This is a genomic window from Brachybacterium epidermidis (genome assembly GCF_015209585.1).
GTDB classification, from domain to species: domain Bacteria; phylum Actinomycetota; class Actinomycetes; order Actinomycetales; family Dermabacteraceae; genus Brachybacterium; species Brachybacterium epidermidis.
The window spans coordinates 387,856-404,302 of record NZ_JADEYR010000001.1 but is presented as its reverse complement, the minus strand read 5'-3'; the positions used below and the strand labels follow the sequence as shown (position 1 = coordinate 404,302).

Genomic DNA, 16,447 nt, shown 5'->3' with positions numbered 1-16,447 from the left:
AGGCGCCCCAGGAGCAGATGCGCCGTTGCCACCGTCACCGGGACGGTCAAGTCCTGGTCAAACCTCGGTGCGCAGCGGGACTCGACGGGATCAGGCGTCGGATTCCTTGCCCTGCTCGGCGCGCCAGCGGATGCCGGCGTCGATGAACTCGTCGATCTCGCCGTCGAACACGGAGGAGGGATTGCCCTCCTGGTACTCGGTGCGCAGGTCCTTCACCATCTGGTACGGGTTCAGCACGTAGGAGCGCATCTGGTCGCCCCAGCTGGCCTTCACGTCCCCGGCGAGCTCCTTGCGCTCGGCGGCCTCCTGCTCCTTCTTCAGCAGCAGCAGGCGGGACTGCATCACGCGCAGCGCGGCGGCACGGTTCTGGATCTGGGACTTCTCGTCCTGCATGGACACCACGATCCCGGTGGGGATGTGGGTCATGCGCACGGCGGAGTCGGTGGTGTTCACGCTCTGACCACCGGGGCCGGAGGAGCGGAACACGTCGATCTTCAGCTCGTTCTCGGGGATCTCGATGGAGTCGGTGGACTCGATCAGCGGGATCACCTCGACGGCGGCGAAGGAGGTCTGGCGCCGGCCCTGGTTGTCGAAGGGGCTGATGCGCACCAGGCGGTGGGTACCGCCTTCGACGGAGAGGGTGCCGTAGGCGAAGGGGGCACTGACCTCGAAGGTCACGGACTTCAGTCCGGCCTCCTCGGCGTAGGAGGTGTCCATCACCTTGGTGGAGTACCCGTGGCGCTCCGCCCACCGCAGGTACATGCGCAGCAGCATCTCGGCGAAGTCCGCTGCGTCCACGCCGCCGGCGCCGGCGCGGATGGTGATCACCGCGTTGCGCTCGTCGTACTCGCCGGAGAGCAGGGTGCGCACCTCGAGCTCGTCGAGGGACTTGCGAATGGCGGCGAACTCCGCCTCGGCCTCGGCGAGCGCCTCGGCGTCGTTCTCCTCGGCGGAGAGCTCGACCATGATCTCGAGGTCGTCGATGCGCTGGCCGAGCTCGGTGACGCGGCGCAGCTCGGCCTGGGCGTGGGACAGGGCGGAGGTGACGCGCTGGGCGTTGTCGACGTCGTCCCAGAGGTTCTGGTCCGATGCCTCCTTCTCGAGCTCGGCGATCTTCGCCTCGAGCGCGCTGACGTCCGTCACCTGCTCGATCGAGCTCAGGGTCGAACGGAGGTGCGGGATCTCTGCGGAGAAGTCGATGGCTGCCACAAGGGGGGAGTCTACGGCAGTGCTGCCGGGGAGCCGTCAGGAGGGTTCCCGGCCCTGGCCGAGCCGGGCCTCGCTCAGGTGCGCACCGATCTTGCGGCCGACGTCCTCGAGCAGCTCCTCGGTGCGGGCCATGGCCTGGGCGCTGCCGCCGGCCCGGGAGAGCAGGTCCCAGGCCCGCTCGATGCGGGCCTCACGCAGGCGGGACGGGTCCAGCCGGACCGCGCCGGCCACGGCGAGCACCGGCAGGCTCCGGGCGGCGGCGCGGCGCGCCACTTCGGCGGGGCCCTTGCCCTGGAGGGTCTGCTCATCGAGCGCTCCCTCCCCGGTGATCACCAGGTGGGCGCTATCGAGGTGCTGGTCGAAGCCGGCGAGCTCGAGCACGGCGTCGGCCCCGGAGCGCGGGAGCGCACCGAGCAGGTGCAGGGCGAAGCCCGCTCCCCCGGCCGCCCCAGCACCGGGCCGGTCCCGGAGGTCACCGCTGGGGTCGAGGACGGCGGCGGCCCGCTCGAGGATCGCCTCGGCCTCGTCGATCTCGGTGGCGGCGAGCCCCTTCTGCGGGCCGAACACGCCAGCAGCGCCCTCGGGCCCCAGAAGGGGGCTGGTGACGTCGCTGGCGATGATCAGCTGCACCCCGTCCAGGGCTTCTCGGGCAGGGTCCAGGTCCGCGGTCACCAGGCGCGCAAGACCGTCGAGCCCTGGCCCGATGCCGACCCCGTCCGCATCGAGCAGCCGCGCCCCCAGCCCCTGCAGCAGCCCTGCCCCGAGATCGGTGGAAGCGCTGCCGCCCAGGCCCACCATCACACTGCGAGCGCCCGCGGTGACGGCGGCGAGGATCAGTTCCCCGAGACCGCGGGTGGAGGCGGTGCGGCCGGCGAGATCGCCCCCGGGGAGTGCTTGGAGGCCGACGGTCTCGGCCAGTTCGACCACGGCGGTGCCGTCGGACCCCTGGGCCCAACGGGCGGCGCGCTTCTTCCCGGTGGGCCCGGTGACGGTGGCGGGGTGCTCGGTGTACCCGGCGGTGAGGGCGGCGTCAACGGTGCCGTCGCCGCCGTCGGCGATGGGGCAGTGGATCAGGCGGACCTCGGGGGCCGTGGCCGAGATGCCGCGGGCGAGAGCCTTCGCCACCTGGGCGGCGGTGGCCGAACCCTTGAACTTGTCGGGAGCCAGCAGCACGGTGTCGGCTGCTGACCGGAGCGGGCTGTGCGGGGAGCTCACTGCTGCGCCTGTGTTCATCGTGAGCGTGCCTGCCCTTCGACCGTGAGGGGGACGGCGATGCCCGTGCCCCGGGTGAACCATCCTGCCAGCGGTGGGTGGGTGGTGGCCGAGAGCTGGATGCGCACCGTGCCATCCGTGTCCACCTGTACCCCGGTGATGTCGAGATCCTCGGTTCGGGTGGAGTCGATCGGGTAGGTGGACAGATGCTCGATCGCGGCGGAGCGCGCATCGGCCTCGGAGGGGACGCCCCCGGATCCGTGGCCGTACAGGTCGGCAGGGTCCAGCGCCTGGGTGGCGGCCAGGGCGGCTCCGTCGGCGGCGTGCTGGAGCCGGTTGCGCTCCAGGTGCACCCCGGTGATCGAGGTGCCCACGGCGATCACCATCAGGATCACCACCAGGACGCCGGTGGTGAGGATCGTCATCGATCCATCGGTGCTGCGCAGCCGCGTCATCAGCGCGCCTGCTCCGTTCCCGCGCGGGATCATCCGTTGCCTGCCCGGTACTGGTCCACCTGCACCGCGTGTCCGGAGCTCACGGCCACCGGGCCCTTCTGGCCGAGGACCGGCCCGAGCCCGGGAATCGGCACCGGGATCCGGACGGTGGCAGTCACGGTGCCGCCGGCGGTGGCACAGGGATCGTGGGTGCAGGAGACCTCCACCGCATCGCGAGCGGACAGACCGAAGTCCTCCAGGACCATCTCGGCGTGATCGCTGCTGCGCTGCTGGGCACGCACGGGTTCCTGCTCGACGGCATGGATGCGGGCAGTGTCCCGGGCGATGATGTCGGCGGCGAAGACAGCGGACTGCACGGATCCCAGGGTCAGCACCAGGTACAGGGCAGGGAGCAGCAGTGCGACGGCCAGCACCACGAACTCCACCAGCGCATTGCCGTCCTCGGCCCGCCATCGGCGGTACAGAGTTCGCACGACATCCCTCCTTCCATCGTGACGAGCGTGGAGCGGTATCCGACTACCAGGTGCTCTCGTCGATCGCACGCCCTTCCACCTGCAGACCGGCCGAGGGCCCGATCATCCCCACCAGGGGCAAGGTGGCGCTCACCTGGACGCGAATGGTCCCGCTCCCGTCCGTGGTCGCTGTGGCCTCGGCATCGAGCGAGTCACCGAAGCGACCGCTGATGAGGGACTCGGCTCGGGCAGCACCGTCCTCGGGTGTCGAGCCGACCAGTGCCGCATGGTGCGCGCCCTGGACAGCCGCATCGATCAGGGTGTTGCGAGTGTGGAGTATCAGCGCCGCCTGGATCACCCCGAGCGCGATCATGATGATCAGCACGGACACCAGCGGGAACTCTGCCACGGCCGATCCGTCCTCACCGCGCAGCCGACGCGCCAGCCCCGCCAGAGGGCGCGGCCGGAGCGGGAGCGCCGGGGCCATCGCACCCACCATGGGCTGTCTCAGAGCTCCTCACCGAGGAACGGGCGCAGGGCGTTGTTGAAGATCGCCACGAACTGCTCGGATGCGATCGCCCACAGGGCGACCACGATCGCCGCGGTCATGAGCGTGATCATCACCCACCCCGGGACATCGCCCCTGTCAGCGGCGAGGCGAGCAAGAAGGCGCGCCCCCAGGGACGCACGTCGTCGGGGCTGGGACGGGATCGACGGGCTCTCCTGCCTGGATCGGACGGTGCGTGGGGCGACGGCGGATCGGGTGAGTCGGGTGCGGTGGATGGTCATCTCAGCCTCCTGGGGTGAGGCCCGGGAACCGTTCCCGGGCGAATGATGGGTTGTCAGGTCGATCGTTCACGGGGGGATCCTGGGCTTTCGGGGGTGATGGGCGCGTTCACAGGCTGATCTCCAGGACTGCGAGACCCGGGAAGATCGCGAACACGATCACCAGGGGAAGAACGAAGAAGACGACCGGGATCAGCATCAGCACCTCCCGCTGGCCGGCGGTCTCCATCAGCTGGCGCTTGGACGCCTCCCGTGCGTCCTGGGCCTGGGCCCGGAGCACCTCCGCCAGCGGGGTGCCGCGTTCGATGGCGATCGAGACCCCTTCGCCGAAGCGCGCCAGCGATTCGAGCGGGGTGCGGGAGCCCATTGCGGCCAGGGCCTGGGACACGCTCGACCCCGCGCGGATCTCCGCGACGGTGGCGGCGAACTCGTCCGGCAGCGCACCTGAGGATGATCGTGCCACCCGCTCCATGGCAGCGATCGGGCTCTCGCCGGCGGCCACCGCCAGGGCCAGCAGATCGGCCACCGTGGGGAACTCCCGGGCCATGCGCGCCGCTCGCCGCTTGATCTCGACGCCCAGGAGGTAGTCGCGCAGCAGGATGCCCGAGACCGTGCCGAGTACGACGATCACCAGACCCACCAGCGGGCTGGCACCGCGGATCCCGACCGCTGCCAGTCCCGCTGCCAGGCCGAGCACGAGCCCCGCTGCTCCGAACACGACCTGCTCGATCCGGAAGGAGTCCGCGCTGCTGCGTCGGCCGGCCATTCGCAGGCGCCGCTCCAACTGATCCGCACCGCCGGTGAGGCGCTCCAGCACACCGATGGCACGCACCGCTACCGGCCCCAGGAGGGCCTCGAGGACCACCCTGGATCGTCCGCGCGGCCCCGCGGAGTCCAGCAGCGCACTCGCCGAGCTCCTTCGCAGGTAGGGATCGATGCGTGCCGCGAGATCCCGCTGTCGCAGCCACGGCAGGCGCCCGGCGATGAGAGCGAGGCCGGTCCCGAGCACCAGGCCCAGCAGAGCCCCGGCCACCACGGTTCCCGGGGCGCTCATCGCAGCACCCTCTCGTCCTGCGGGAGCCGCGCGATCATCAGCATCACCCGGTAGGCCACCAGCGACACGGCACCGCCGATCAGGATCATCACCAGTCCGGCCGTGGAATCGTAGGCCTGGGCGGCCTGAGGACGGGTGGACATCAATGCCAGGACGATCCACGGTGCGGCCAGGGCCAATCGGGCGGCGTTGATCGTCCACGACTGCCGGGCCTCGAGCTCGGACCGGGTGCGGGCGTCCTCCCGCAGGAAGGAGGAGAGGGTACGCAGCAGGATACCGAGATCGGTACCGCCGACATCGCGGGTGATCCGCAGGGCCTCGACGATCCGATCCCCGACGGGATCGGCCAGCCGGACCTTGAGCCGATCCAGGCTGTTGGAGAAGTCTCCACTGGCCTGGTAGTCACGGCTGAACTCGACGAAGGCGGGCTGCAGCTGCTCGGGCCCCTTCCTGCTGAGCTGCACCAGAGCCTCGGGAAGCGACATTCCCGCGCGGATCGCCGAGGCGATGTGATCGACTGCCTCGGGCCACACCTCTCGGAGGGCCGTGGTGCGGCGCCGGGCTGCGGCCCGCAGCACCATCATGGGCAGGAGGCTCGCCACCAGCCCGAGTGCGAGGGCAGGGACCACAGCTCCGGATGGCGCCCATACAGCGGCGGCCACCACCAGGCCGAGACCGGCACTCAGCGCGGGCACCGCTGCCGGGGTTACCGTTCCCAGGCCCACCCTCACCAGATCGTCCCGCATCCGGTCGAGCAGACCGGCCACCGGCCCGGGACGGCTCTGGCTCTCCTCCTGCTCCCACATCGACCACCAGATCGCCAGCAGGCCCAGGCCGGCCATGAGCCCCAGGAAGGCGCCGTCTGTCATGCCGCCCTCCGCCCGCCCAGCAGGCGTGAGAGGTCGTGCCCGGCACGGGCGAAGCGCTCGGGGTGAGGCGGATGGCCGTCCCCCCGCACCAGCCTGTCATCACGCAGCGAGAAGATGTCGGAGACCTCGATGACATCGTTCTCGACGCGGCCGGTCAGGCCCGCGATCTCACGCACGCGCCGGCGGCCGTCCGCCAGCATGTCCAGGTGGACCACCAGATCGATCGACCCGGCGACCGTGGGCACGACGAACCTGCTGGACACGTTCTCACCAGCAAGAAGGGGAAGCGTGCACAGCTTCGTGACCGCATCGCGCGCCGAGTTGGCGTGGATCGAGGCCAGTCCCGGCAGTCCGCTGTTCAGCGCTATCAGCATGTCCAGCGCCTCGGCCTCACGCACCTCCCCGACGATGATCCGACTGGGCCGCATGCGCAGGGCCTCCTTGACCAGGCGGCGCATCGAGATCTCGCCGGTCCCCTCCAGATTGGCCTGCCGGGTCTGCATGGCAACCACATCGCGCAGTCCCAGGTCGAGCTCGAAGACCTCCTCGATGGTGACGACGCGTTCCCGGGCACCCACCGACTGGGCCAGGCACCGCAGGAAGGTCGTCTTGCCGGCGCCGGTTGCCCCGGACACGATCACGTTGAGCCCGGAGGCCACCGCGGCATCGAGGAAACCTGCGGCCTGGGGTGTGAGCGAGCCCAGCCCCACCATGCCCTCCAGGTCGTGCGCTCGAGCCACGAACTTCCGGATGTTGACGGCGAAGTGGGTGCGGGTGACCGCAGGGATGACACAGTGCAACCGGGAGCCGTCGGGCAGGAGCGCGTCCACGAACGGGGTGGAAAGGTCCAGGCGCCGGCCGGAGCTGACCAGCATCCGCTCGACGATCCCGCGCACCTCGGCGTCGGTGAGCACGAGCGGTGTCAGCTCGCTGCGCCCGTTGCGGGCGACGAAGACCTCGCTGGGCGAGTTCAGCCAGATCTCCTCGACGGACGGATCGTCCAGCATCTCCTGCAGGGGACCGAAGCCGCCGATCCGGGCAGCCACCTCCGCGATCAGCGGATCCATGTCGTGCACCAAGGGCACCGTGCCGGTGGAGGCCCGCCGGTCGTAGTCAGCGGCGACCTCCCGGATCAGCGGCTCCAACTGGTCCCCGCGCACGTCCAGACCTCGGCGGCGGATCAGTTCGCGCGATTCGCTCTCGAGGATCGTGACGGCATCCACCACGTCTTCTCCCCCTTGTGCTCCGAGCTCGGCGACTCCGATGTGATGTGGTCATCACGCCGGCCACGGTAGGCAGTTGTGCTCCCCGGCGCACTGCCCGGCCGTGGATTGTGGATAACCGCGAGCGCGCGCCCGATCCGTGTGGACAACCCCGGCCCGGACGATCCGCCCCTCGCGCGGCCACGGACCACCCGGTCCTTCCCACCCGCAGTCGGACCAGCCTCCCCTGATCGTGGCAGGATGAGGGCGCACCAGGTGCAGCACCCCGTGCCGCACGGTCCCCGAGTGCACCCCGATCCCCCAGGAGAGTGTTCATGGCCGTCTCGACCGATAAGTCGACCGAGAAGAAGGGCACCCGCCTGAGCGGGCAGTCCATCAAGTACATGGCCAAGCGGGTGCTCACCGAGTTCTCGCGCGACGGCGGGACGGACCAGGCCGCGAAGCTCACCTACTTCATGGTGCTGTCGATCGCTCCCACCCTGCTGGCGCTGTTCTCCCTGGCCACCCTGCTGCTGTCGGACCTCAAAGATGAGATCGCGGAGCTGATCAAGCAGGCCGCCGCGTCCTCCTCGGGGGCCTCCGAGCAGGGCCTGGGCAGCCTGGTCGACTCCACCGTCGAGTCCCTGATGGGATCGGCGACCGGCGGCACCATCGCCCTGATCATCGGTATCGCCACCGCGCTGTGGTCCGCCTCCGCGTACGTCAAGGCGTACTCGCGAACCTCCAACCAGATCTACGACATCCCCGAGGGCCGCGGCTTCGTGAGGCAGACCGGCACCATGCTCGCGATCACCCTGGGGCTGATCCTGAGCCTGCTGATCATCGCGATCTCGATCCTGCTGAACCAGACCCTGGTGGACGCCCTGCTGGGGCCGATCGCCAGCACCATCGGCGCCGGTGGACTGCTCACCTTCCTCACCGAGTCGTTCCTGCCGATCTGGGCCTGGGTGAAGTGGCCCGTGATCCTGCTGTTCCTGTTCGTGATCCTCTCGCTGCTGTACTGGGCCGCCCCGAACATCAAGAAGCCGTTCCGCCTGGTCTCCCCCGGCGGTGTGTTCGCGGTGCTGGGCATCATCATCGCGGCGGTGGCGGTGTCGATCTACATGGCCACCCTGGCCAGCTACTCCAGCTACGGTGCGATCGGCAGCATCATGGCGGTGCTGTTCGCTCTGTGGGTGATCAACATCGTGATCATCATGGGTGCCGAGGTGGATGCCGAGTACGAGCGTGCGATGGAGCTCGAGTCCGGCAAGCCCGCCGAGGATTCCCTCACCCTCCCGCTGCGCGACGACGAGGGCGCCAAGAAGCAGGAGGAGAAGTACCAGGGAATCGTGGACGACGGCCGCGACATCCGCCTGCAGAACCTGCACCGCGACTCTGACTCCTACGTCTCCGAGGATGCCCGCCTCACCCCCCGCGCGGGCACCGAGGGCGGCTCCTCCGTTCCCTCAGAGGGCGAGATCGACCCCGAGACCGGGTCCCTCGGCACCAAGGGAGACGGCACGAGCGAGCCGAACGGCCCCAAGGGCGTCTGAGATGTGCGGCCGCTTCGCCTTCTACCAGGAGATCGAGCCGCTGCTGGATGACCTGGGCGCGGTGGACCTCACCGATCCGGGCCTGCGCAAGCGCTGGAACATCCCTCCCACCGCACCGATCCACGTGGTCACCGAGTCGATCGACAAGGAGACCGGTGAGGTGCTGCGGGCCCTGCGGGTGGCCCGCTGGGGGTTGCTGCCCCCGTTCGCGAAGGACGAGTCCTTCTCCTCGCGCACGTTCAACGCGAGACGGGAGACCATCGCCGAGAAGCCCAGCTTCCGCGGCAGCCTGGCGCGGCACCGGGCGATCGTCCCCATGGACGGGTACTACGAGTGGGTGCGGGGCGAGGACGGCAAGCGCAAGCAGCCGTTCTTCATCGCCCCGGCCGACGGCTCCCGCCTGTACATGGCAGCCCTGGTCTCCTGGTGGAAGGGTCCCGGCGGTCACCAGGGCCCTGCGGCCAGTGACGACGGCGCCTTCCTGCTGAGCGCCACCATCATCACGCGCGAGGCCACCGGTGACCTCGCCCAGATCCACGACCGCACCCCGGTGATGCTCCCGCGCCACCAGGTCGAAACTTGGCTGGACACCTCGATGGATCACAAGGAAGCCGCCGCGGCCTGGATCAACGATGACGCGCACCTGCTGGATGACGCCCTGCTGGCTCCCCGCGAGGTAGATCCGGCCGTGGGACGAGTGGGAAACGAAGGGCCCGAGCTGCTCGAGCCGCCCCAGCGTCTGCTGTGACCGCAGCGTCACGCGGTCCGGGCCGTCCGGAGGCGAGAGCCGCACGCGTGACGGGCCCCGCAGGCACACGGCCCTTCCGTCCGACTGCGGTCTGACGCCGCGGCGCCGCCGCGCCCGTACTCTCGTGGACATGACCACCGGCCGCTCCCCCGACGCTCCCGCGGGGCCGCACAGCGCCGGTTCGGCCCCTCAGCCCGGCCGGACCGGTCGCGGATTCCGCGATCCCTTCCGCTGGATCATCGAGAACCCCGGCACCGTCGACCTGATCGGCTTCGGGACGGCCGCTGCGCTCATGCTGCTCTTCGGTCTCGGCGGCGGGGTGATCGGCTGGTGGGTGCCGTTCTCGGTTCCGATGGTGCTCGCGGGGGCGGTCTGCCGCACCCGCCCCCTGCTGGGAGTGATCGTGATCGGCGTGCTCGCCGTCTCCCACGTGCTGGTCGGCACCCCGGTCGTCGCGGGCGACGCGATGACCTTCTACGCGATGTTCTGCGCCGTCGCCTACGGCACCACCGCCGTGCACCTCATCGGTGTGGCCGCGGGGATGCTCGGGGTGCTCGTCCAGGCGAGCTGGTTCGGGATCGCCGCGCTGCTTAGCGAGTACGGCGGCGTCGGCCAGGCGGCGATCACCTTCGTGGGCCTGGGCATCATCGGCACGATCACGATCATCGCGATCTGGGCCCTCGCCAACCTGCAGCGGGCCCGGGTGCGTCAGCTCGCCCTGACCCGCGACCGGGCCGAGCAGGCGGTGCGCGAGCGGGAGCAGCGCACCGCGCTCGCCGTCGCCGACGAGCGCGCCCGCATCGCCCGCGAGATGCACGACGTCGTGGCCCACTCCCTCTCCGTGATCATCGCGCAGGCCGACGGCGGTCGCTTCGTCGCCTCCCAGAAGCCGGAGAAGGCCGTGGAGGTGCTCGGCACGATCGGAGAGACCGGCCGCGCCGCGCTCGCCGACATGCGCTCCCTGCTGGGCGTGCTGCGTCAGGAGGACGAGACCAGCTTCGGTCCGCAGCCGGGCCCCGAGCAGCTGCCCGAGCTGCTTGAGCGCGTCCGCGCCGCGGGCCTCGAGGTCGACCTCGAGGTCGAGGGCTCCCTCGGCCAGCTCCCCTCGTCGGTCGGCATGTCCGTGTTCCGCCTGGTGCAGGAGGCGCTGACCAACGTGCTCAAGCACGCCGGGCCCGGCGCGAGCGCCTCCGTGCGCCTGGTCCGAGGCGCCGAGGGCCTCGTGATCGAGGTCGTCGACGACGGCCAGGGCACCGACCCGACCTCCGACGGACTCGGCCACGGCCTGACCGGGATGCGGGAGCGGATGAGCGTGCTCGGCGGGGCGCTGCAGGCCGGGCCGCTCCCCTCCCGCGGCTACCGTGTGCGGGCGACCGTGCCGCTGCCCGCCATCCATGGCACGGCCGCCGAGGCCGACGGCCCCGCCTCCCCCTACACCACCACCGACCCCGGCCCCGCGGCCGACGACCCTCGAGGAGAGACCCCATGACCGAGATCGCCGACCATCCCCTGCGCGTCGCGCTGGTGGACGACCAGCCGCTGGTGCGCACCGGCTTCGCCATGGTGATCGACTCCCAGGACGACATGGAGGTCGTGCTGCAGGCCACCGACGGCGCCGAGGCCGTGCGCGAGCTGTCCGCCCGCAGCGTCGACGTGGTGCTGATGGACGTGCGGATGCCGCGGATGGACGGGATCGAGGCGACCTCGACGCTCCTGGAGCGGCTGCCCGTCGAGCGGGCCCCGAAGATCATCGTGCTGACCACCTTCGACCTCGACGAGTACGTGCTCGCCGCGATCCGCGCCGGGGCCAGCGGCTTCCTGCTCAAGGACGCCCAGCCCGAGGACCTCCTCGGCGCGATCCGCACGGTCCACCGCGGCGATGCGGTGATCGCCCCGTCGGCGACCCGTCGGCTCCTGGAACGGGTGGTCGCCACCCCCGAGCCCGCCGAGCAGGACAGCTCCGTCCTCGCGGAGCTCACTGAGCGCGAGCGTGAGGTGCTCACCCTGATGGGACGGGGCCGCTCGAACCGGGAGATCGGCGCGCAGCTGTTCGTCGCCGAGGCGACGGTGAAGACCCATGTGGGACGGGTCCTCGCCAAGCTCGGTGCTCGCGACCGGGTCCAGGCCGTGATCATCGCCTTCGAGACCGGGCTGGTCACCCCCGGCGAGCAATGACCCGCAGGCGGCGCCGGGCTCCGGCCCGCGCTGCCGCTCTCGCGCGCCGCGCGGTCGGTGGTCGAGGCCGCGTCATCCCTGGGTATGACGGTCTCCCCTCCCCCGGTCTCGCCCGGTCCGCAAGGCCGCGACCGGGGGCTGACGACTGCGGGGCCCCCGCTCGGGAAGCATCGGGGTCGACATCATGACCCCTTCGCGAAGGACTGCCCGATGACCACTGCCGCCCAGGCCGCTCCCCCGCCCTCCACCGACGCCTCCGGCGACCCCGTCGCGCTGCGCGCCCGCGCCGTGACCCGCACCTACGGCAGCGGCGCCGGCACCGTCACGGCGCTGGACGCCGTGGACCTCGACATCACCCGCGGCGCCTTCACCGCGATCATGGGCCCCTCCGGCTCGGGCAAGTCGACTCTGCTGCACGTCCTCGCCGGCCTCGACGAGGTCACCTCCGGCTCGATCGAGCTCGAGGGCGTAGAGATCACCTCGCTGCACGACGACGCCCTGACCCGCCTTCGCCGCGAGCGGATCGGCTTCGTGTTCCAGTCGTTCAACCTGCTGCCGATGCTGAGCGCGGAGCAGAACATCCTGCTCCCCCTCGAGCTGGCCGGGACCCGCGTGGACCGCGCCTGGCTGGACACGCTCACCTCGGCCTTCGGGATCGCGGACCGACTCGACCACCTGCCCTCCCAGCTCTCCGGAGGACAGATCCAGCGCGTGGCGATCTCCCGCGCGCTGGTCACCTCCCCGGCCGTGGTCTTCGCCGACGAGCCCACCGGCAACCTCGACTCCCGCACCACCGAGGAGGTGCTGGACTTCCTGCGCCTCTCGGTGGACGAGTTCGGCCAGACCGTCGTGATGGTCACCCACGAGCGGGACGCCGCCGAGCGCGCCGACCGGATCCTCACCCTCGCCGACGGTCGGATCGCCTCCGACGAGGACCTGCGCGGGATCCGCACCGCGCGCTCCGCGCCTCAGGGGCAGGAGCAGCGCTGATGGCTCGCTCCACCGTGAAGCTGACCCCGGTGCGCCGTCACCTCGCTGCGGTCGTCACCATCGCCCTGTCCTGCGCCTTCGTCGCGATCATGGTGCTGGCCGGGAACCTGATGCAGGCCTCCCTGCGCTCCCAGGCCTCCCAGATGTACGAGGGCGCGGACCTGGAGGTCCAGCGCGAGCTGTCCGATGAGGACTGGGCCTCCGAGGAGCCGCTTCCGGCCCCCGAGGTCGAGGGCGCCGAGGCCGTGTGGCCCGCGCCCCGCAGCTATCTCGAGGCGAGCTCGACGAGCGGCAGCGGGTTCTTCGAGGCCACGATGCTCCCGCCCGGCCAGGAGGACTCCCTCGAGGAGGGCTCCGCCGCCGGTGCCGAGTCCGAGATCGTGCTCTCCCGCTCCGCCGCCGACGCCCTCGAGGTGGGGGTCGGCGACCCGATCACCGTGCAGGGCTCCGGCCCGGCCAGGGGCGAGGACCCCGCGCAGGAGACGGAGCGGACGCTCACCGTCTCCGGCATCGCCGTCGACCCCGCCGGCGCAGTCTTCGGCGGCACCCCGCGCCTGATGCTCCAGGACGTCAACGCCGCCGCCCTGCTCGGGCCGACCGCCGGGACGACCACCGACACCTGGCTCGCCACGGTCCCCGACGGCGAGGACCCCGCCGCGGTGGCCGAGGCCGCCTCGGCCTCCGCCGCCGAGGGCATCACCGTGCGCGGCGTCGAGGAGGCCGAGGAGGAAGCCGCCAGCGCCCTCATGCAGGGCTTCGGAGCGCTCGGGATGTTCCTCGGCGTGTTCGTGGTGATCGCGCTGTTCACCAGCGCCGTCGTCATCGCGAACACCTTCGCCGTCACGCTCGCGCAGCGCACCCGCTCCCTCGCGCTGCTGCGCACCCTCGGCGCGACCCGCGCCCAGGTCCGCTCCGTGGTGCTGCGCGAGTCGCTGCTGGTCGGGCTGCTCGGCGCGGCGGTCGGCGTGGTCGCCGGGCACCTGCTGGTCCAGGCCGCGCTCGCGGGCGCCGCCGGGCTCGGCTGGCTGAACGGCGTCGCCCCGGTGCCGGTGAGCCTGTGGTCGGTGCTGCTTCCGCTGCTGGCGGGCGTCGCGATCGCCGTGCTCGCGAGCCTCGCCCCGATGCGCTCCGCCACCCGGGTCGCGCCGCTGCAGGCGCTGCGCCCGCAGCCGCCCGCCGTCACCCGCGGGCTCGGGGTGCGCGGCGTGCTGGGCCTGGTGGCCGTGGTGCTCGGCGTGGCCGCGCTCGTCGGCGGCACCGCGCTGGCCCTGAACGGGGTCGCCGCGCTCGGCATCCTCGCTGCGATCAGCGGCGGGGTGCTGAGCTTCACCGGCGTGATGCTCGTGCTCGTCACGCTCACCCGGCCCCTCGCGGCCCTCGCCGCCCGTCTCGGGGCGCTGCTGGGCGGGCTGCCCGCCCGGATCGCCGGGGCGAACGTGGCCCGCAACCCGCGCCGCAGCGCGGCGACGATCGCGGCCCTCCTGATCGGCACCACGCTCATGACGATGATGACTGTCGGCGCCCGCACTGCGGAGGCGACCCTGACCTCGGAGCTGGACTCCCGTCGGCCGATCGACCTGGTCCTCTCCGCGGAGGCGATGCCCGAGGATGCCGCCGAACGGGTCGCCGCGATCGAGGGCATGGATGCCGCCCACGCCGGGGAGCGCGGGGACGTCGAGGTCGGCGCCGGCGAGCCGATGACCCTGTACTCCGTGACCCCCGAGACGGTGCGGGAGGTCTCCCACCGTCCCGAGATGGCGGACGAGCTCGCCGACGGCACGGTGCTGCTCGGCCAGGAGCGGGCCGAGCGCTTCGGGGTCCACGACGGCCAGGTCCTCTCCCTCGAGGGGGCCGACGGGCAGAGCCACGACCTGCGCGTCCAGGTGGATGCGAACCTGCAGAGGTCGCTGGTGACCCCGGCGACGCTCGAGCAGCTCCTCGGGGAGGGGACCACCCCGGTCGTGCTCGCTGACTTCGCCGATCCCGGCACCGCCGAGCGCGAGGGGATCGACGTGTTCGAGCTGCTCTCCTCGGTCGACGAGCTCTCCGCTTCCGAGGGCTTCGAAGGGGCGAGCAGCGTTCCCGGCGGCGCCGAGCGCGAGTCCTACGCGCAGATCCTCGACATCCTGCTGGGCATCACCGTGGCTCTGCTCGCGGTCGCGGTGCTCGTCGCCCTGGTCGGGGTCGCCAACACGCTCAGCCTCGGTGTGGTCGAGCGCACCGGGGAGAACGCGCTGCTGCGCGCCCTGGGCACGACGCGCCGGCAGATGCGGGCGATGCTCGGCTGGGAGGGAGTGCTGCTTGCCGCGGTCGGCGCCGTGCTGGGGCTGCTGATCGGGTCCCTCTACGGCGTGCTCGGGATCATCGCACTGCTGGGCTCGACCTATCCGGTCTCGATCACGATCCCCTGGGGCCGCCTCGTGATCGTGCTGGTGCTGGCCCTCGCCGCCGGGGCGCTGGCCTCGGTCCTGCCGGGCCGCGCCGCCGCGCGCACCGCCCCGGCCGCCGCCCTCGCCTCCGCGGAGTGAGGAGCTGAGGACAAAGGCGGTCGACGGCGCGGGCACGCTCCCACCGCCGCGGTGCCCGCCGGACGACCGTCGTCCGGCGGGCCCGCAGGCTGTCATAAGCGGCGGAGCGGGAGCGGTCCTACGGGACTCAGTCCTGCCGCGGCAGCGGGGTGGAGCGCACCAGCTGCAGCAGCAGGAGGAAACCCGCCACCGCGAGCACCAGTGCGAGGGCTCCCTGCCAGTACAGTCCGCCGCGCAGCAGGCTGGCACCCACCAGCGCCTGGAACAGCTGCCAGGTGATCCCGTAGCCCAGCCCGAACCGGCCCCGCAGCAGCACGGAGCGAGCAGCGATCGCGGCCCCCAGGGTGAACACCAGCAGGAACACCCCCAGGGCGATCATCAGCCCAGGTCTCGCGCCTGCGGTACCGGACAGCCAGAAGAACGCGGTGGCCGCCGCTGCGATCATCAGCGCCTCGAGCGCCAGCACCAGAGCCGCTGCAGGGCGGATCTGGGGACGCGGATCGTCCTGGGTCTCCGGGGTCGGGCTCCCGGGGCGAGGGGTGGAGGGCATGGAGGAACTGTAACGGGCAACGGGCAGGCGCGGCCCACTCGCACCGGGCTGGACGATCGGGCGTTCCGGATCAAGTCCCTACCGTGTGGGAAGTGCCACCCAGCTGGAGCGAGAAGACCCTTGTAGCCAGGTCAGCCGCGCCAGACAATGGGTTACGGCCCATTTCCGCGAAGGGTCCCGGGGCCTCCCTCCGGGCCTCGTCCCCGCGGGAGCGGGGCCCTGAGGCCGAGACCGTCCCGCCCAGGACGACCCCCGTCGCGCCTCACCCTCCGAGGTGGTGCGGGACGTTCAGGAAAGAGAGAGTGACGATGGACTGGCGCCACCGTGCCGAGTGCCTCAACCATGATCCCGAGCTGTTCTTCCCGATCGGGAACACCGGACCGGCGATCACGCAGATCCAGGAGGCCAAGGCGGTGTGTCAGAAGTGCGACGTCATGACCGCGTGCCTGAAGTTCGCCCTCGAGACGGGGCAGGACTCGGGTGTCTGGGGCGGTCTGTCCGAGGATGAGCGCCGCTCCCTCAAGCGCCGCAACGCTCGCGCCCGTCGCGCGGGCTGATCGCGCAGGGGTGCCGCACCGCGCGGGCTGACCGCGCATGGGTGCCCGGAGCACCCATCGGATGTGCTGCGTACCCGTCGGCCACGCTCGTGCTCGTCTGGCGC

Annotated in this window: 16 protein-coding genes; 7 read left to right on the top strand and 9 right to left on the bottom strand. The window is 71.5% G+C overall.

Annotation, left to right across the window (positions count from 1 at the left end; genetic code table 11):
- Positions 1 to 90 precede the first annotated feature (90 nt).
- The 8 genes from prfB to IOE58_RS01785 form a co-directional block, all read right to left on the bottom strand.
- Positions 91 to 1,209: a peptide chain release factor 2 gene (prfB, locus tag IOE58_RS01820; protein WP_193864720.1), complete on the bottom strand. Its 1,119-nt coding sequence runs from the start codon at positions 1,207 to 1,209 to the stop codon at positions 91 to 93.
- A 36-nt stretch (positions 1,210 to 1,245) separates the two neighbouring features.
- Positions 1,246 to 2,382, bottom strand: a complete 1,137-nt coding sequence (locus IOE58_RS01815) for a glycerate kinase (RefSeq protein WP_348981835.1) — start codon at positions 2,380 to 2,382, stop codon at positions 1,246 to 1,248.
- A gap of 56 nt (positions 2,383 to 2,438) precedes the next feature.
- The gene (locus IOE58_RS01810) at positions 2,439 to 2,846 is read right to left on the bottom strand and encodes a pilus assembly protein TadG-related protein (RefSeq protein WP_228018477.1); all 408 of its coding nucleotides are present in this window, start codon (positions 2,844 to 2,846) and stop codon (positions 2,439 to 2,441) included.
- A gap of 59 nt (positions 2,847 to 2,905) precedes the next feature.
- The gene (locus IOE58_RS01805) at positions 2,906 to 3,349 is read right to left on the bottom strand and encodes a hypothetical protein (protein ID WP_259789215.1); all 444 of its coding nucleotides are present in this window, start codon (positions 3,347 to 3,349) and stop codon (positions 2,906 to 2,908) included.
- 43 nt (positions 3,350 to 3,392) lie between these two features.
- Positions 3,393 to 3,737, bottom strand: a complete 345-nt coding sequence (locus IOE58_RS01800; protein ID WP_259789216.1) for a TadE family protein — start codon at positions 3,735 to 3,737, stop codon at positions 3,393 to 3,395.
- 486 nt (positions 3,738 to 4,223) lie between these two features.
- Positions 4,224 to 5,168, bottom strand: a complete 945-nt coding sequence (locus IOE58_RS01795; RefSeq protein WP_193864716.1) for a type II secretion system F family protein — start codon at positions 5,166 to 5,168, stop codon at positions 4,224 to 4,226.
- On the bottom strand, positions 5,165 to 6,037 hold the full coding sequence (locus IOE58_RS01790; RefSeq protein ID WP_193864715.1) for a type II secretion system F family protein: 873 nt from the start codon (positions 6,035 to 6,037) through the stop codon (positions 5,165 to 5,167). The genes IOE58_RS01795 and IOE58_RS01790 overlap by 4 nt, the downstream gene beginning before the upstream one ends.
- Positions 6,034 to 7,260: a TadA family conjugal transfer-associated ATPase gene (locus IOE58_RS01785; protein WP_193864714.1), complete on the bottom strand. Its 1,227-nt coding sequence runs from the start codon at positions 7,258 to 7,260 to the stop codon at positions 6,034 to 6,036. Before IOE58_RS01785 ends, IOE58_RS01790 begins: the two co-directional genes overlap by 4 nt.
- Before the next feature lie 314 nt (positions 7,261 to 7,574).
- Between IOE58_RS01785 and IOE58_RS01780 the strand changes: the two genes are divergently transcribed.
- The 6 genes from IOE58_RS01780 to IOE58_RS01755 all read left to right on the top strand — a co-directional run bounded on the left by IOE58_RS01780 (position 7,575) and on the right by IOE58_RS01755 (position 15,236).
- A complete protein-coding gene (locus IOE58_RS01780) occupies positions 7,575 to 8,795 on the top strand; it encodes a YihY/virulence factor BrkB family protein (protein ID WP_193864713.1) in 1,221 nt (406 codons plus the stop codon).
- A gap of 1 nt (position 8,796) precedes the next feature.
- Positions 8,797 to 9,543 (top strand): SOS response-associated peptidase, encoded by a 747-nt coding sequence (locus IOE58_RS01775; RefSeq protein ID WP_193864712.1) that lies wholly within the window; start codon positions 8,797 to 8,799, stop codon positions 9,541 to 9,543.
- A 130-nt stretch (positions 9,544 to 9,673) separates the two neighbouring features.
- Positions 9,674 to 11,032 carry a sensor histidine kinase gene (locus IOE58_RS01770; protein ID WP_228018472.1) on the top strand — a complete coding sequence of 453 codons (1,359 nt, stop codon included), beginning with the start codon at positions 9,674 to 9,676 and terminating at the stop codon, positions 11,030 to 11,032.
- Positions 11,029 to 11,718, top strand: a complete 690-nt coding sequence (locus IOE58_RS01765; protein ID WP_193864711.1) for a response regulator — start codon at positions 11,029 to 11,031, stop codon at positions 11,716 to 11,718. Before IOE58_RS01770 ends, IOE58_RS01765 begins: the two co-directional genes overlap by 4 nt.
- A 210-nt stretch (positions 11,719 to 11,928) precedes the next feature.
- Positions 11,929 to 12,708, top strand: coding sequence for an ABC transporter ATP-binding protein (locus tag IOE58_RS01760; protein ID WP_193864710.1), 780 nt, complete (start codon positions 11,929 to 11,931; stop codon positions 12,706 to 12,708).
- Positions 12,708 to 15,236: an ABC transporter permease gene (locus IOE58_RS01755; RefSeq protein WP_193864709.1), complete on the top strand. Its 2,529-nt coding sequence runs from the start codon at positions 12,708 to 12,710 to the stop codon at positions 15,234 to 15,236. The genes IOE58_RS01760 and IOE58_RS01755 overlap by 1 nt, the downstream gene beginning before the upstream one ends.
- Before the next feature lie 127 nt (positions 15,237 to 15,363).
- Here the strand turns inward: IOE58_RS01755 and IOE58_RS01750 are convergent, their stop codons facing one another.
- The gene (locus IOE58_RS01750; RefSeq protein ID WP_193864708.1) at positions 15,364 to 15,786 is read right to left on the bottom strand and encodes a hypothetical protein; all 423 of its coding nucleotides are present in this window, start codon (positions 15,784 to 15,786) and stop codon (positions 15,364 to 15,366) included.
- 308 nt (positions 15,787 to 16,094) lie between these two features.
- Between IOE58_RS01750 and IOE58_RS01745 the strand changes: the two genes are divergently transcribed.
- Entirely contained in the window at positions 16,095 to 16,343 is a 249-nt protein-coding gene (locus IOE58_RS01745; protein ID WP_031307255.1) for a WhiB family transcriptional regulator, read from the top strand.
- The last annotated feature ends 104 nt before the right edge of the window (positions 16,344 to 16,447 follow it).

Excerpts from the sequence above, each read along its gene's own strand:
- IOE58_RS01810 (WP_228018477.1), bottom strand. The coding sequence starts at position 2,846 with ATGACGATCCTCACCACCGGCGTCCTGGTGGTGATCCTGATGGTGATC.
- IOE58_RS01795 (WP_193864716.1), bottom strand. The coding sequence starts at position 5,168 with ATGAGCGCCCCGGGAACCGTGGTGGCCGGGGCTCTGCTGGGCCTGGTG.
- IOE58_RS01790 (WP_193864715.1), bottom strand. The coding sequence starts at position 6,037 with ATGACAGACGGCGCCTTCCTGGGGCTCATGGCCGGCCTGGGCCTGCTG.
- IOE58_RS01780 (WP_193864713.1), top strand. The coding sequence starts at position 7,575 with ATGGCCGTCTCGACCGATAAGTCGACCGAGAAGAAGGGCACCCGCCTG.
- IOE58_RS01775 (WP_193864712.1), top strand. The coding sequence starts at position 8,797 with ATGTGCGGCCGCTTCGCCTTCTACCAGGAGATCGAGCCGCTGCTGGAT.
- IOE58_RS01770 (WP_228018472.1), top strand. The coding sequence starts at position 9,674 with ATGACCACCGGCCGCTCCCCCGACGCTCCCGCGGGGCCGCACAGCGCC.
- IOE58_RS01765 (WP_193864711.1), top strand. The coding sequence starts at position 11,029 with ATGACCGAGATCGCCGACCATCCCCTGCGCGTCGCGCTGGTGGACGAC.
- IOE58_RS01760 (WP_193864710.1), top strand. The coding sequence starts at position 11,929 with ATGACCACTGCCGCCCAGGCCGCTCCCCCGCCCTCCACCGACGCCTCC.
- IOE58_RS01755 (WP_193864709.1), top strand. The coding sequence starts at position 12,708 with ATGGCTCGCTCCACCGTGAAGCTGACCCCGGTGCGCCGTCACCTCGCT.
- IOE58_RS01750 (WP_193864708.1), bottom strand. The coding sequence starts at position 15,786 with ATGCCCTCCACCCCTCGCCCCGGGAGCCCGACCCCGGAGACCCAGGAC.
- IOE58_RS01745 (WP_031307255.1), top strand. The coding sequence starts at position 16,095 with ATGGACTGGCGCCACCGTGCCGAGTGCCTCAACCATGATCCCGAGCTG.